This window comes from Aeromonas sp. ASNIH4, from assembly GCF_002934425.1.
Lineage (GTDB): Bacteria > Pseudomonadota > Gammaproteobacteria > Enterobacterales > Aeromonadaceae > Aeromonas > Aeromonas hydrophila.
Map to the genome: position 1 here is coordinate 3,357,849 of NZ_CP026217.1, position 15,126 is coordinate 3,372,974.

The 15,126-nt window shown below is 63.7% G+C and carries 11 protein-coding genes; 3 read left to right on the plus strand and 8 right to left on the minus strand.

The genetic code is table 11. The features are described 5' to 3' along the window. Positions 1-38: 38 nt before the first annotated feature. Positions 39-548, minus strand: a complete 510-nt coding sequence (nrdG, locus tag C2U40_RS15420; protein ID WP_103828579.1) for an anaerobic ribonucleoside-triphosphate reductase-activating protein — start codon at positions 546-548, stop codon at positions 39-41. Positions 549-644: 96 nt separating this feature from the next. Then, positions 645-2,762 (minus strand): anaerobic ribonucleoside-triphosphate reductase, encoded by a 2,118-nt coding sequence (gene nrdD / locus C2U40_RS15425; protein ID WP_049048370.1) that lies wholly within the window; start codon positions 2,760-2,762, stop codon positions 645-647. Positions 2,763-3,204: 442 nt separating this feature from the next. Between nrdD and C2U40_RS15430 the strand changes: the two genes are divergently transcribed. Then, positions 3,205-4,182 (plus strand): ABC transporter substrate-binding protein, encoded by a 978-nt coding sequence (locus tag C2U40_RS15430; RefSeq protein ID WP_103828578.1) that lies wholly within the window; start codon positions 3,205-3,207, stop codon positions 4,180-4,182. A 73-nt stretch (positions 4,183-4,255) separates the two neighbouring features. Here the strand turns inward: C2U40_RS15430 and ligA are convergent, their stop codons facing one another. The 3 genes from ligA to C2U40_RS15445 all read right to left on the minus strand — a co-directional run bounded on the left by ligA (position 4,256) and on the right by C2U40_RS15445 (position 10,864). After that, on the minus strand, positions 4,256-6,262 hold the full coding sequence (ligA, locus tag C2U40_RS15435) for an NAD-dependent DNA ligase LigA (RefSeq protein WP_103828577.1): 2,007 nt from the start codon (positions 6,260-6,262) through the stop codon (positions 4,256-4,258). A gap of 99 nt (positions 6,263-6,361) precedes the next feature. Next, a complete protein-coding gene (zipA, locus tag C2U40_RS15440) occupies positions 6,362-7,474 on the minus strand; it encodes a cell division protein ZipA (protein WP_011705144.1) in 1,113 nt (370 codons plus the stop codon). Positions 7,475-7,489: 15 nt separating this feature from the next. Beyond that, the gene (locus C2U40_RS15445; protein WP_103828576.1) at positions 7,490-10,864 is read right to left on the minus strand and encodes an AAA family ATPase; all 3,375 of its coding nucleotides are present in this window, start codon (positions 10,862-10,864) and stop codon (positions 7,490-7,492) included. A 109-nt stretch (positions 10,865-10,973) separates the two neighbouring features. Between C2U40_RS15445 and cysZ the strand changes: the two genes are divergently transcribed. Beyond that, positions 10,974-11,738: a sulfate transporter CysZ gene (gene cysZ / locus C2U40_RS15450; protein ID WP_011705142.1), complete on the plus strand. Its 765-nt coding sequence runs from the start codon at positions 10,974-10,976 to the stop codon at positions 11,736-11,738. A gap of 142 nt (positions 11,739-11,880) precedes the next feature. Continuing rightward, positions 11,881-12,495, plus strand: coding sequence for a trimeric intracellular cation channel family protein (locus C2U40_RS15455; RefSeq protein ID WP_011705141.1), 615 nt, complete (start codon positions 11,881-11,883; stop codon positions 12,493-12,495). Positions 12,496-12,589: 94 nt separating this feature from the next. Here the strand turns inward: C2U40_RS15455 and C2U40_RS15460 are convergent, their stop codons facing one another. From C2U40_RS15460 to C2U40_RS15470, 3 genes are all read right to left on the minus strand, one after another. Further along, on the minus strand, positions 12,590-12,841 hold the full coding sequence (locus C2U40_RS15460; protein ID WP_005303367.1) for a hypothetical protein: 252 nt from the start codon (positions 12,839-12,841) through the stop codon (positions 12,590-12,592). A gap of 92 nt (positions 12,842-12,933) precedes the next feature. Next, positions 12,934-13,479, minus strand: a complete 546-nt coding sequence (locus C2U40_RS15465) for a DUF882 domain-containing protein (RefSeq protein WP_011705140.1) — start codon at positions 13,477-13,479, stop codon at positions 12,934-12,936. Between the two features lie 150 nt (positions 13,480-13,629). Then, positions 13,630-15,114 carry a L,D-transpeptidase family protein gene (locus tag C2U40_RS15470; protein WP_102989173.1) on the minus strand — a complete coding sequence of 495 codons (1,485 nt, stop codon included), beginning with the start codon at positions 15,112-15,114 and terminating at the stop codon, positions 13,630-13,632. Positions 15,115-15,126: the final 12 nt, after the last annotated feature.

The window sequence follows — 15,126 nt, forward strand, 5'->3', positions numbered from 1 at the left end:
CAGGGATAGCAATGGGCTAACCATAAACATCCCTGGCTTCAACTGCAAACCAGACAGGGAATGCGCTCACCCCCTTCCCGCCAGGCGTTGAGGTCGTGGATGACCTGATTGCTGCTGCCGCGCCAGAGCAGGCCGGGATCCGCCAGGGCCTTCTCGAACTTGCCATCCACCAGCACGTCCAGCAAGGCCACCAGCTCGCGCTGGGCCGGGCTGAGCTCGCCAAGCAGATAGCCGGTCCAGCACCAGATATCCTTGCCGGGGCACTCGGCGCGCACCCGTTTCACCAGCGCCAGCACGTGGGGCACGTTGGTGGGGTGGAGCGGATCGCCGCCGGAGAGCGACAGTCCGCGCCGCTTGATACGCGTGTCGTTGAGATCCGCGATGACGCGATCGCTCATCGCCTCATCGAATGGCTTGCCGCCATCGAGCCGCCAGGTGCTCTGGTTGTAGCAGCCTGGGCACTGATGTTCGCAGCCCGAGACGAACAGGGTGGCGCGGGTACCGGGGCCGTTGATCACATCGACCGGGTAGTATTGGTGGTAGTGCATCGCTTGTTTCCTGCCTCCTTCACGGGTGTGCAAACGGTCGCCACCCCATGAAAATGGCCCCTTGCAACAGGGGCCAGCGTTTCATCGTTACCGCACTTACATATGTTTGACGCGACGCTTCACCTCTTCCTGCTTGCCCGCATTGAAGGGGCGCGCATCCGGGCTGCCGAGGTAGCCGCAGACACGGCGGGTCACCGACACCTTGGCCGGGTCGTGGTTGCCGCAGCGCGGGCAGGTAAAGCCCTTGGAGGTGCACTCAAACTCGCCGGTGAAGCCGCAGTCGTAGCACTCGTCGATGGGGGTGTTGGTACCGTAGTAGGGCACCTTGTCATAGCTGTAGTCCCAGACGTTCTCCAGCGCTTCCAGGTTGTGCTGGATGTTGGGGTACTCGCCGTAGCAGATGAAGCCGCCGCTGGCGATGGGCGGATAGGGCGCCTCGAAGTCCAGCTTGTCGTACGGATTGACCTGCTTCTCCACGTCGAGGTGGAAGCTGTTGGTGTAGTAGCCCTTGTCGGTCACCCCCGCCACCACGCCAAACTCCTTGGCGTCGATGCGGCAGAAGCGCGAGCAGAGGTTCTCGCTCGGGGTGGAGTAGAGGCTGAAGCCGTAGCCGGTCTCCTCCTTCCACTCGTCGGTGGCCGCCTTGAGCCGCGCAATGATGGCGATGGCCTTCTGCTGCAGCTCGGCACTGTCAAACAGGTGCACCTGATCGCCAAACAGGGCATTGATGGTCTCGTGTACCCCGATGTAGCCAAGGGAGATGGAGGCGCGACCGTTCTTGAAGATCTCGCTGACATTGTCGTCCGCCTTCAGACGCACCCCGCAGGCCCCTTCCATGTAGAGGATGGGCGCGACCCGGGCCTTGACCCCGTCGAGGCGCTTGATGCGGTACATCAGTGCTGTCTTGGCTACCCGCAAGGCGGCGTCCAGCTTGTCCCAGAAGTCCGCTTCATCGCGGGATTTCAGGGCGATGCGCGGCAGGTTGAGGCTTACCACCCCTAAGTTGTTGCGCCCTTCGTGGACCAGCTCGCCGTGCTCCTCGTAGGCACCGAGGAAGGAGCGGCAACCCATGGGGGTCTTGAAGGAGCCGGTCACCTTGACCACCTGGTCGTAGTTGAGGATGTCCGGGTACATCCGCTTGGAGGCGCACTCCAGCGCCAGCTGCTTGATGTCGTAGTTGGGATCGCCCTGCTTGTGGTTGAGGCCATCCTTGATGGCGAACACCAGTTTCGGGAACACGGCGGTCTTCTTGTTCTTGCCAAGGCCGGCGATGCGGTTGCTCAAGATCGCGCGCTGGATCAGGCGTGACTGCCAGCTGTCGCCGAGGCCAAAGCCGAAGGTGACGAACGGGGTCTGACCGTTGGCGGTGTGCAGGGTGTTGACCTCGTACTCCAGCGACTGGAAGGCGTCGTAACACTCCTTCTCGGTGCGGGCCATGGCGTAGGCATCCACATCGCTGATGCCCCACTCCAGCGCCACTTCCCGGTGCTTCTCCCAGCTGATGGTCACATAGGGAGCCAGCACTTCGTCGATGCGATTGATGGTGGTGCCGCCATAGATGTGGCTCGCCACCTGGGCGATGATCTGGGCCGTGACCGCGGTGGCGGTACTGATGGACTTGGGAGTGTCGATCTCCGCATTCCCCATCTTGAAGCCGTGGGTCAGCATCCCCTTCAGGTCGATCAACATGCAGTTGAACATGGGGAAGAAGGGGGAGTAGTCGAGATCGTGGAAGTGCAGATCGCCGCTCTCGTGCGCCTGTACCACATCGCGGGGCAGCATGTGACTGGTGGCGTAATGCTTGGCAACGATGCCCGCCAGCAGGTCACGCTGGGTCGGGATCACCTTGGAATCCTTGTTGGCGTTCTCGTTGAGCAGGGCCGCGTTGGTCTGCTCCACCAGGCCGCGGATCTCCTGGGCCAGCCGGCCGCGGGCCTCGCGAGCCTGATCCCGGTCGTGACGGTATTCGATGTAGGCACGGGCGATGGCCTTGTCGTCGGAGGCCATCAGGTGGTTCTCGACCCGGTTCTGGATCTCGTGGATGTCCACTTCCCCCCGTCCTTCCAGCTCCTGGGTGACGGCGGCGGCAATGCGCTCGGCCAGCGCCGGACTGGCCTGATTGACCGCCTCTGCCGCTCGGCCCACCGCCTCGGCAATCAGCTGGGCATTGAATGGTGCGCGACATCCATCACGTTTGATCACAACCGGTTTCATGGATTTTCCCCGTTAAAAAGGCCAGGCTCTCGCCCTCGGCTTACCCTTGTTTGGCCCCCTCCTCCACGCCTCGTCCTCGGCGCAAATAAATTCAGCCGAGGCTTGACAAGCCAGGGCTGACGATGAGAAGGGAACAGCTTGTACACAGCTTAATAACACAACATATAGGGATTAAAAACGAATGCAGCCCTATATGTGGTGTCTATTAGGCACCAAAGCGTGACCGTATTTCTTGATCCAGAACAGGTTTTGAGGTGAGTGGCGCAGTTCCCGACCAGTCACAAACGGCCCCATACAAGACCCAATTCAAGCCTGATGCGGGCTGGCGCCCGATACCGGCCAGAGGGAAAAAGATTTCCCTTCCGACAGTAATTGACCGGGACAGGTTTGCACCAAGATGGACATAATGAATGACAACTCCTCTTGTTCGATGGGAAGCGACATGACCAACCCGCTATTGCTGCTACTGCTGCTGTGTGCCCTCCCGTTGCGGTTGTGGGCGGCCGAGATTCTGGTGATCAGCAGCTACCACCCCGAATACCTGTGGGATCAGAGCTACAACGCCAGCCTAGCCGCCAACCTCAAGGGCAACCACCACATCAGCCACTTCTACATGGATACCAAACGCCGCCCCGCCGAGGAGTTCGATCAGATAGCCGAGCAGGCGCTCGCCTACTATCGCCAGGTGAAACCGGATCTGGTGGTGCTCGGCGATGACAACGCCATCAACTACCTGGCCAGCGACATCGCCTCCCTCGGCACTCCGGTAGTATTTCTCGGCATGAATGAGAACCCGCGCCACAAGGGGCTGGTCGGCCACCCCAAGATCACCGGCGTGCTGGAGCGCCCCCTGCTCAAACGCAACATCAGCGAGATGAGCCAGCTGATGGGGGGGATCAAGAAGGCACTGGTGCTGTTTGACTCGAGCAACGTGGCGCTCACCGCCATCGAGGATGAGTTCAAGACCCAGACCGAATTGCGAGTCGGCCAAACCCGGGTCAACAGCCAGCTCATTGGCGACTACAGCCTGTGGCAGGAGGCCGTGCTCAATGCCAAGCAGAGTGGTTATGAAGCCATCTTCATCGGCCTCTACCACACCCTCAGCGACGAACAGGGCCGCCATGTGGATGAGAACAAGTTGCTGGAGTGGACCAGCGCCCACAGCCCGGTGCCGCTGTTCTGTTTCTGGGAGTTTTCGGTGGGCAAGGGCAAGGCCATCGGTGGCCTGGTGCTGGATGGCCGCGATCAGGGGGCCAAGGCGGCCGAGCTGGTCAACGCCATCCTGGCGGGCGCCCAGCCCAAAACCCTGGCACCGCGCGCCGCCCTGCGTGGCGAGTATGTATTCAGCAAGAGCGAGCTGGCCCGCTGGCAGCTCACCCTGCCGGACAAGTGGCGCTACAAGATCCTCTGGCGTGATTGAGCGCTGCTCAGCGCCCCCATAACAAAGAACCCGGCCATGCCGGGTTCTTTGTTTATCTGATTGAAGCTGCGACTCAGCCCTGCAACGCCTGTTGCAGCTCTTCTTCACTCCAGACGGTGATGCCGAGCTCCTGGGCCTTGACCAGTTTGGAGCCTGCCGCCTCCCCCGCCACCAGCACATCGGTCTTGGCCGACACCGAGCCCGCCACCTTGGCCCCCAGCGCCTGCAGCGCCGCCTTGGCGTCGTTGCGCGACAAGGTGGTGAGGGTGCCGGTCAGCACGAAGGTCTTGCCGGCAAAGGGCTGCTCGCTTGCCTCCATCTTCTCGATGGCCGGCCAGTGGATGCCGGCCGCCAGCAGGGCCTCCAGCACCTCGATGTTGTGGGGCTGGCGCAGGAAGTAGTAGACGTGCTTGGCCACTATGTCCCCCACGTCGGCCACTTCCAGCAACTGCTCCACCGAGGCGGCGCGCAGGGCGTCCAGAGTCAGGAAGTGGTTGGCGAGGTTCAAGGCAGTCGCCTCCCCCACTTCGCGGATCCCCAGCGCAAACAGGAAGCGGGGCAGCGTGGTGCTGCGAGCCGCATCGATGGCCGCCACCAGATTGAGGGCCGACTTTTGCCCCATCCGCTCGAGCCCGGCCAGCTGAATGGCGTTGAGGCTAAACAAGTCCGCCGGGGTCTTCACCAGCCCCTTGTCCACCAGCTGCTCCACTATCTTGTCGCCAAGGCCGTCCACATCCATGGCACGGCGGGCGGCGAAGTGCTTGATCGCCTCCTTGCGCTGCGCCTCGCAGAACAGGCCGCCGGAGCAGCGGGTCACCGCCTCTCCCTCCAGCCGCTCCACCGCCGAACCGCACACCGGGCACTCGGTCGGGAACAGGATCGCGCGGGCATCCGCCGGGCGCTGCGCCTCCACCACCGCCACGATCTGCGGGATCACGTCCCCGGCCCGGCGCACGATCACGGTGTCGCCGATCATCACGCCAAGGCGCTCAATCTCGTCGGCATTGTGCAAGGTGGCGTTGGAGACGGTGACACCGCCGACGAACACCGGCTTGAGCTTGGCCACCGGGGTCACGGCGCCGGTGCGGCCGACCTGGAACTCGACGTTCTCAAGCTCCGTCATCTCTTCCTGGGCCGGGAACTTGTGGGCAGTGGCCCAGCGCGGTGCGCGGGCCACAAAGCCGAGCTCCTCCTGCAGGGGAATGGCATCCACCTTGTAGACCACACCGTCGATCTCGTAGGGGAGCTCGCCACGGCGCGCCAGGATGTCGTCGTGGAACGCCTGGCAACCGGCGGCCCCCTCCTTGAGCTTCACCTCGGGACTAAGTGGCAGCCCCCACTCTTTGAGCTGATTGAGGCGACCGAAGTGAGAGCCACCGAGCTGCTCGCCACCCACCCCCACGCCATAGGCGTAGAAGGCCAGCGGGCGGCTGGCGGTGATGCGCGAGTCGAGCTGGCGCAGGCTGCCGGCGGCGGCATTGCGCGGGTTGACGAACACCTTCTCGCCGGCGGCCAGCGCCTTGGCGTTCATCGCCTCGAACCCCGCCTTGGGCATGAACACCTCGCCACGCACCTCCAGCCGGGCCGGCCAGCCCTCGCCACGCAGGGACAAGGGAATGGCCTTGATGGTGCGCACGTTCTCGGTGATCTCCTCACCCGTGGTGCCATCGCCCCGGGTGGCGGCCTGCACCAGCTGACCATCCACATAGAGCAGGCTCACCGCCAGACCGTCCAGCTTGGGCTCGCAGCAGAAGGTAAAGCTCACCTCCCGCTTTAGGCGATCGCGCATGCGCTGCTCGAAGGCCTGCAGCTCCTCACCGCTGAACACGTTGTCCAGGCTCAGCATGGGGATCTCGTGGCGCACCTGTTTGAAGGCGGTCAGCGGCTGGCCGCCCACCCGCACGCTCGGCGAGGCCGGCGTCTTCAGCTCGGGATGCTCGGCTTCCAGCGCGATCAGCTCGCGCATCAGGCGATCGTATTCGGCGTCCGGCACCGTGGGGTTGTCCAGCACATAGTACTGATGACCGTACTCGATCAGCAGCTCACACAGTTGACGGTGGCGGGAGAGGATATCGCTCATGAAAAAGTCTCGAAGTGTGATGGAAAAACCGGCCAGCGGACCAATAAAAATGCGGCACCTGGGTACCGCACTTTTTATTCATTCGACCCGCATGGCGTATTAGTCGCGACTGGCCTCGTAGGCGGCCAGCTCATGCCGGTAACGGGCGATGGTTTCGTCGCTCAGCGGGCTGCGATCCATATCCGTCAGCATGGCATCGAGATCGCTGGCCAGCTGATCGGCGGCCTGCAGCATGTCCTCGAAGGCAAACGCAGCGTTGCTGCGCAGCGGCAGCTGCATGAAGAGCGACACGCCCGGGGTGGCGAACTGTTCCATCCGGTACGGGTTGAAGGTGCCCGGCTTGACCATGTTGATCATGGAGAAGAGCACTTCTCCCTTGCCGTTCGGGTCTTCGTGACGGTGGAAAATATCCATCTCGCCAAACTTGAAGCCCAGCGCCAGCAGGGAAGAGAGCAGGGTAGCCCCTTGCAGATCGTGACCCGGACGGCCCATCAGGTTGATGACATAGACATCCTGCCAGATCTTCTCGACCGGCGCGGCACGCACCGGCTCTTCATAGACGGGCTCCTCGTAGGCAGGCTCGGGGGCTGCATGACGGGGCTGCGCCTGGTATTCGGGAGCGGCAACCGGGGCCGGCTCGCGGGCACCGAAAGTGGGTGCGGTCGCGTAGGCGGGCTCGACCAGTGGCTCTTCGTCCAGCGGTTGCAGCAGCGGCTCGCGCTGGGGACGGGAACGGTGGACCGGGGTACGGCGAATGACCTGGGCGGGCTTGCGCACCGGCGCGGCAGGCACTTCCTCGACGGCTGCGGCAACCGGCTCCTCGAACTCCTCCTCGTCTTCTTCATAGACGGGGGGCGGCGGCACGGGGCGGGCGGCAGGCTTGCGTACCACGGGCGGCGGCAGATCGGCGTCGTCATCTTCATCATCGAAGGCGGGCGCAGGCGCACGACGGCTGACTTCCGGCTGGCGTGGCTCATCATGGTGGAGTTTGGGCTCGGCACGACGGCCACCGCTGACCACTCGCACCTGACCGATGCCATCGCTGTCGAAGGCGTCGTTGTCACGATCCCGTGATTTGGATTCCATCCGGCCCAGAGGTTTCTCTTTGATCGGTGCCTGACGATTCTTTCTGTTGCTCCACAACCCGTGAATGAGCAATGCCGCGATGGCAATACCGCCCAGGGCAACCAAGATGTAACGCAATTCCTGCATTAGCTGCTTCTCTTTCTAGTTTTGCTCAGCCAAAGCGACGGCTTCACCGATATCGACCGACACTATGCGCGAAACCCCGGGCTCTTGCATCGTGACGCCAACCAGCTGCTCAGCCATCTCCATGGAGACCTTATTATGACTGATGTAAACGAACTGTACTGTGCTCGACATCTCTTTGACAAGAGAACAGAAGCGACCGACGTTCACTTCATCGAGCGGTGCATCCACCTCATCCAGCAGACAAAATGGTGCTGGGTTGAGTCTGAAGATGGCAAAAACCAGCGCAAGTGCGGTTAACGCCTTCTCCCCCCCGGAAAGCAGGGCAATGGTAGCATTCTTCTTACCCGGAGGTCTCGCCATGATGCTCACTCCGGCCTCCAAAAGATCGTCGGAGGTGAGCTCAAGCCAGGCACTGCCCCCCCCGAACACTTTCGGAAAGAGGGATTTTAAATCTTCGTTGACCTTATCGAAAGTATCCCGGAACCGTATTTGTGTCTCTTTATCAATTCTTTTAATGGCTTGGCTCAAGGTTTCCAGCGCCTGTTCCAGATCCTGACACTGGTTTTCCAGGTAGCTTGAGCGGGTTTTCGCCTCTTCATACTCCTCGAGGGCCGCCAGGTTGATGGCGCCAAGCGCCTCCACCTGTGCCTCCAGGGTCTGGATCTCCTGGCGCAGCTTGCCGCGATCAGCGGCAATCAGCACTGCCTGATCGAGATCCACCAGCCGCACGCCCAGCTCTTCGAACTGCTCGTGCAGCCCCTGCCGGCGCGTCAGATTGCGTTCACGCTCCAGCCGCAGGGTCGCCAGCTTCTCCTGAATTTGCACCAGCTGCTTGTGATCGGCGCTTCTGGCCTGCTCCAGCTCGGTCAGCTGACGCTCCAGCTCCGCGAGCCGCTGATGACAGGCAAGCTGCTGCGCCTCAAGATTGCGCTGCTCGGCTAGTAGGGGCGACAGATCCTGACCCGGCGCAGCCCCCGGCTCCTTGAGCTCGGCCAGCTCCAACCCGAGGCGGGCCAGCTCCTGTTCGCGCAGGGCGATGAGCTGGCGCAGGTTCTGCTGCTCCAGTTGCAGCCGCTGGCAGGCGGCCTGCTGCTGCTCCCGGCGCAGGCGCGCCTCCTCCAGCGCCCGCTCCGCCCCGCTCGCCTGCTCCTGGGCGAGCAGCAGCGCCTCGGCAAGCGCCTCGCCCTGCTCCTGCAGCTCGCCAAGAGCCGCCTCACCTTGCTCAAGCCGCTCCCCGGCCGACGCCAGCCGCTCGGCCTCCTCGGCCTGCTCTTGCGCCAGTCGGGTCAGCTCTTCCCCCAGCTGGCCGAGGCGCTGCAACCGCTCCTGCCGTTGCCCCTCGCGCAGGCTCCAGGCTTCGCGCAGTTGCTGCCACTGCTGCTCCTGCTCGCGCAGGGTACGCTGAGCCAGTTCATGGGCGCCGTGCAGCTGGGCCCGCGTCGCATCGGCGGCGGCAAGCTGCTCATCGCGCCGGCGCAGCGCCTCCCGGCCTGCGACCTGCTCGGTGTGCAACCGCTCACGTTCGCCAAGCAGCGCCAGGGTACCGAGGGCCATGCCCTCCCCCAGATCCGCCCAGTTGGGACCAAACCAGTCGCCAGCAGGAGTGAGCAGCGACTCACCGGCCGCCAGGCTCGGCTGGCGGGTCAATGCCGCCTCCCGGCTCTCCACCAGCCAGATGGCATTGAGGAAAGAAGGAATGTGCTCGCCGCCCAGCTGCGCCGCCAGGGTACCGGCAACCGCCGGCTGGGCCAGGCCGATCCAGAGCCCGGATTGCGTCAGATTGCACTCATCCGCCGGGGTGGCGGTGAGCCAGCGGCCGAGCACCTTGTCCAGCCCTCGGGCCCACTCGGGGGGCACCTGCAGCCGATCCGCCAGGGTGGCGCCCGCCATCTGCTCTCCCAGGATCTGATCCAGGGTGGCGAGGCGAGCCTCCTGCTCGCGCAGCAAGCCCTGCTGGTGACTCAGCTCTGTCTTGAGGGCTTCGTGGCGGGTCACGGCGGCCTGCCACGCCGCTTCGGACTCCTCATGGCGTGCGCGGGAAAGCGCGAGCTCCGCCGCCAGCGCATCGAGCGCCGGTTGCAGGTTCTCCCCTTCCCCGCCAAGGGGCCCGGCCTGTTCATCTTCCAGCTTGAGACGGGCCAGCCGGGTCTTGGCCTGCAGCTCCTGCAGACCGTTCACCTCGGCGCGGGTCTGGTTGAGCCGCCCCTGTAACTGCCCCAGCTGCTGCTGCCACTGCTGCTGACGCTGGCGCGCCTGCTCGAGCCGCTCGGTCGCCGCCGCACGCACGCTCTGCTGGTCGGTAAGCCACTGCTCACACTGCTCCAGACGCGCCGACGCCACCTCGCCCTGCAACGTGCTTTCGCTCAGCTGTTCCAGCTGGCCGGCCAGCTGGGCCTTGAGCCCCTCGATACGCTCGCCGAGGGCTTGCCGCCTTGCCTGCCAGTCGCGGCCAAGCTCGCTCTGGTGCAGTTGCTGCTGCTCGAGACGGGCGATGGCCTGCCCGCCGAGAAAAATCTGTTGCTGGCGGCTGGCCTGCTCGGCCTGCGCCTCCTGGCGGGCCACCGACAGAGTGACGTGACGCCCCTCGTCAGCGGTGCGCTTGGCATCGAGCGCCGCCAGCGCCTGCTCGGTCTGGGCCAGTTCGGTCTTGGCCTCGCCGAGGCGCGTCTCCAGCGCCCACAATTCGGAGCCGATCAGCTCGGCGCGGGCGGCGCGCGAACGGCTCTTGAGCTGCTTGTAGCGCTCGGCGGTCTCGGCCTGGACCTTGAGATGCTCGAGGCGTGAACCCAGTTCGCCACGGATGTCGCCGAGGCGCTCCAGGTTCTCCTGGGTATGGCGAATGCGCTGCTCGGTCTCGCGGCGCCGCTCCTTGTAGCGGGAGACCCCGGCTGCCTCTTCCATGAACAGCTTGAGATCGGCGGGGCGGGACTCCACCAGCCGGCTGACGGTGCCCTGTTCGATGATGGCGTAGCTGCGAGGCCCGAGGCCGGTGCCGAGGAAGAGGTCGGTCACGTCCTTGCGGCGGCACTTCTGACCGTTGATCTGGTAGTGGTTGGAACCGTCGCGCAGCACTTCGCGGCGCACCGAGATCTCGGTAAAGCGGCCGAACTCGCCGGGTACCCGGTTGTGGGGATTGTCGAACACCAGCTCCACCGAGGCACGGCCGTGGGCGCTGCGGTTGACGGAGCCGTTGAAGATGACGTCGGTCATGTTTTCGCCGCGCAGATGGCGGGCGGAGCTCTCCCCCAGCACCCAGCGCACGGCGTCGATGACGTTGGATTTGCCGCAGCCGTTGGGGCCCACCACAGCGGTCATGTCGGCGTTGAGCTCGATGCGGGTCGGCTCGACAAACGACTTGAAACCGGCGAGTTTGATCAATTTCAGACGCATGGCGGCCTATGTGGGTAACGAAATAAAGAGGAGGCGGGCAGGCGACTTTACCAAATCAAAAGCTTGTTTGTAATATGCAGGCAGTTTCCCATGAACAGATGGAGCTCAGATGAGCCACTCACCCCGTATGGTAAAAGACTCGATCAGCGGCGCAGACTACTTCCTGCGCGGCTTCTCGCTCATTCGCCAGCCCGGCATCCGCACCTTCGTGCTGATCCCCCTGCTGGTCAACTTCGTGCTGTTTGCCGGGGCCTTCTACGCCCTGCTGCTGCAGCTGGACGGCCTGTTCGGCTGGCTGCACCAGCAGATCCCGAGCTGGCTCGACTGGCTGGATTATCTGCTCTGGCCCATCGCCCTCATCACCATACTGGTGGTCTTCTCCTTCCTGTTCAGCTCGGTGGCCAACTGGATAGCGGCCCCCTTCAACGGCCTGCTGGCGGAGAAGGTGGAACAGGCCCTCACCGGCGAGACCGTCAGCGATACCGGCATGCTGGACATCGTCAAGGACGTGCCGCGCACCTTCGGCCGCGAGTGGACCAAGCTCAAATACTACCTGCCCAAGGCCATCGGCTGCCTGATCCTGTTCCTCATTCCGGTGGTGGGCCAGACCCTGGCGCCGGTGCTCTGGTTCCTGTTCAGCGCCTGGATGATGGCGATCCAGTACGTCGACTATCCGTTCGACAACCACAAGATCGACTTCATCACCATGCGCGATGCCCTCAAGCAGCGGCGCGGCAAGTGCCTGAGTTTCGGTGCCCTGGTCACCCTCTTCTCCGCCATCCCGGTGGTGAACCTGTTCGTGATGCCGGTGGCCATCTGCGGCGCCACCGCCATGTGGGTCGATCACTACCGCGCCGAACAGCTCAGACGCTGAGCCGGTTGCTGGTGACAACGGGGCTCCCTTGGGGGCCCCGTTTCATTTTTGCATTATAAAAAATAATGCATAGCCTTCATTGCTTGTCCCCTATAGCGCGAGTTGATAGGATGCGGGGCTTTCTCGCACCCTGGGATATCTCATGTTACATGCACTCTTCTTGCTGGGCCTGGTGGCCGAAGGGATGACAGGCGCGCTGGCCGCGGGCCGGCGACGGATGGATCTGTTTGGCGTGGTGATCATCGCATCGGCGACCGCCATCGGGGGTGGCACCATTCGCGACGTGCTGCTGGGCCATTACCCCCTGCTCTGGGTCGAACACCCGGAGTATGTGCTGCTGGTCGCCGGCGCGGCCATGGCCGGCGTCATCTCGGCGCCGCTGATGCGCTACCTCGGCAAGCTGTTCATGGCGCTCGATGCCCTGGGGCTGGTGGTCTTCTCCATCTTCGGCGCGGCAAGGGCGCTGGAGATGGGTCACGGCGCCGGCATCGCCTGCATCATGGCGGTGGTGACGGGGGCCTTCGGCGGCGTGCTCAGAGACCTGCTCTGCCAGCGCATTCCGCTGGTGTTTCGCCGCGAGCTCTATGCCGCCATCTCGCTGGTGACGGCCGCCATCTACTGCCTGGCGCTGGATCAGGGCCTGCCCAACGACTGGGCCGCCTTCGGCGCCATCGGCATCGGTTTCGTGCTTCGCCTCCTGGCGGTGCGCTTCAAGTGGGGACTGCCTACCTTCCACTACCAGTACGCCACGCACTGAGCGCGCCAGCTTCTGACAAGCCGGTACGGATTGCAGCCAATAAAAAAGCGCCGGTCAGGCGCTTTTTTATATGGGCAACGGGGCTGTGACTGCCTCAGTTGATCCCTTCCGAGCTGAAGAAGGTCGCCTTGTCGGCGATGAAACGGATCTTGATGTTCTTGCCCTCGTCACCCCAGATGCAGCTGGTGGTCCCCAGCGCATCGTCACAACGCTCGGCCTTGCCGAGGATGCTGCTCGCCTCGGCGTAGCTGATCCCCATCTTAAGCTTGTCGTAGTTTTCACGGTTGAGCTTGCCGCAACCGGTCAGCAGCAGGGCAATCAGCCCGCCAAGCAAAATATGTTTCATCTGGTTCTCCTCTGCATGGTGTCCAGAGCCTACCAGCTCGGCCACCCCGCTGACCAGTCACCCGCCGGAAAGGTGCAGCCGGCAGCCGGCCGTTACCAGCTGCGCACCGGCCCGGTGTCGAGGTGCACGAAGTTGTCGCTCGGGTAGTAACCGACGCCGCCCACCTTGAGATGGAGCGCCGCCTTGCGCAGGTGCGCCAGCTGTACTCCGGGAATGCGCACATCCACCGCCTGCCCCAGGGTATGGTAGCTGTGCTTGGCCACGGCGCGGCTGCGGCTGCGCTTCTGGCGATTGGTCACCGGCGAGCGATAGCCCGAGATGAGCTGGATTTCACCGTGGCGACCCAGCTTGTGCTGCAGCAGGTAGAGCTGGTCGAACAGCTTGCGGTCGATGTTGAACACTTCGTTGCGACGGTAGTCGCGAAAGATGTGGTTGAGCTCGGCCAGCCCGTCTTTCAGGTAGCGGCCGTCTTCCCAATAGCTGGCGCGCACCCGCTCGCCGGTATTGAGATTGAAGAAGCTGAGTTCACGTCCTGCCGTACTGCGGCTCGCCATGGCGGGGAAGGACAGCAGCGAGCCCCCCAGCAGGCAACCGGCACCCAGCAGCAGGCGACGTCGGCTTATCTCTTGATCAAGCATCCCTTGTCCGTCCATCGCTATGTTGAGGTGAAACCGTTGAATGAATTTGATACAGGCGCTTGAAACTACCCGCCGAGCCAGCCGCTGTCAAACCGCAAGGGGTCATGAAAAAGCCCGGCGCAGGCCGGGCTTTTCACTCTGTGGCGAGGATCACAGCAAGCGACTCTGGTAGCTGACTCGATCAAATCCATAGATGTCGTTGCGCAGTTGCTGACGTCCATCCTCGTCGATCCAGCTGCTCCAGTAGACGGTGAACACCGGGATCGGGGTGGTCAGCGGCAGCCACTTGGTCTGGGTCTCTTTCAGGATGCTGGCCACCTTGTCCGGTTGATAGCGGGAGTCCGCCAGCAGCAGCTCGGCCAGATCGTCGGCATGCTCCACCCGGATGCAACCTGAGCTGAAGGCACGCGCGCCCTGCTCGAACAGCGCCTTGCGCGGGGTGGAGTGCAGGTAGATGGCCTCGTTGTTGGGCAGATAGAACTTGTAGCGGCCCAGTGCGTTGTGATCGCCCGGCTTTTGCCGCAGCCGGTAGGGGAAGCCGGACGCCAGCGCCTGCTGCCAGCCCTCTTCGGTGAACTGTACCGGATTGCCCTCGCCGTCGATCACCTCGAACTGCTCGCGATTGAGGTAGGCGGGATCCCGTCCCAGCTTGGGCAGAATGTCCTTGCTCAGGATGGAGCGCGGCACGTGCCAGGCCGGGTTCAGCACGATGGAGCGGATCTCGCTGGCAAGGATCGGGGTCGCCCGCTGCTCCTTGCCCACGATCACCCGGCTGGTGAATACCTCGTTACCGGATTCCACCACGCTCAGCCGATAGTCGGGGATGTTGACCAGCACGTAGCGGGCGCCGGAGAGCTGATCCACCAGGTCACGTCGCCACAGGTTGCGCAGCAGCAGGCTGGCGCGCACCTCGGGCCCGGTATTGAGCCAGCTGCGGGTCTGCCGGCCTATGATGCCATCGGCGGTCAGGCCGTGGCGGCGCTGGAACTGCTTGACGGCCTGCAGAGTCTCGGCGTCGTAGGTAGCGTCATCATGGCGCGGGGCCGTGTCGCCCAGCTCGTTGAGGATGGAGCGGATCTGACCCAGCTCCGGGGAGACCTCACCGGCCCGCAGGGTCGGCATGGTCAGGGTCGGCCACTTCTTGGCCATGGGCAGCGCCAGCAGCTTGCGCACTTCCTCCCGCACCGCGTCATATTCCGCGACCTGGGGTCTGAGCTGCCTGACCTGCTCCAGCAGGTTGTCACCGGCCGGCTCGTGTGTCAGCGGCTTGCTGAGGTTGAGCTTGAGGGTCTGCATCTGCTCGCGGGAGACCAGATCCATGGCCCGCCACGCCTGCTGGAACCGGGCCAGCTTGCCAAACGCCTCGTCATAGAGGGCGCCACGCTGATCCGCCGGCTTGGCCTGCAGCTTCTTCCAGAGCGTGTAAAAATCCGGGTGCAACTGGGCCAGCACGGCCTCCTGCAGCTGCAGCTCCAGCTCACGCCTGGCCTGCTCCGCCGTGCTGTTCTGATACCAGTCGTGCTGCATCGCAGCATTGCTCACCACCACCTGGCCCTCGCTGGCCTGTACCATGGCCGCCGGCCAGCAGCCCAGCCAGATCAGGTTTGCCAATGCCAGCCAATACTTCTTCCCCATGCTTACCTCAAG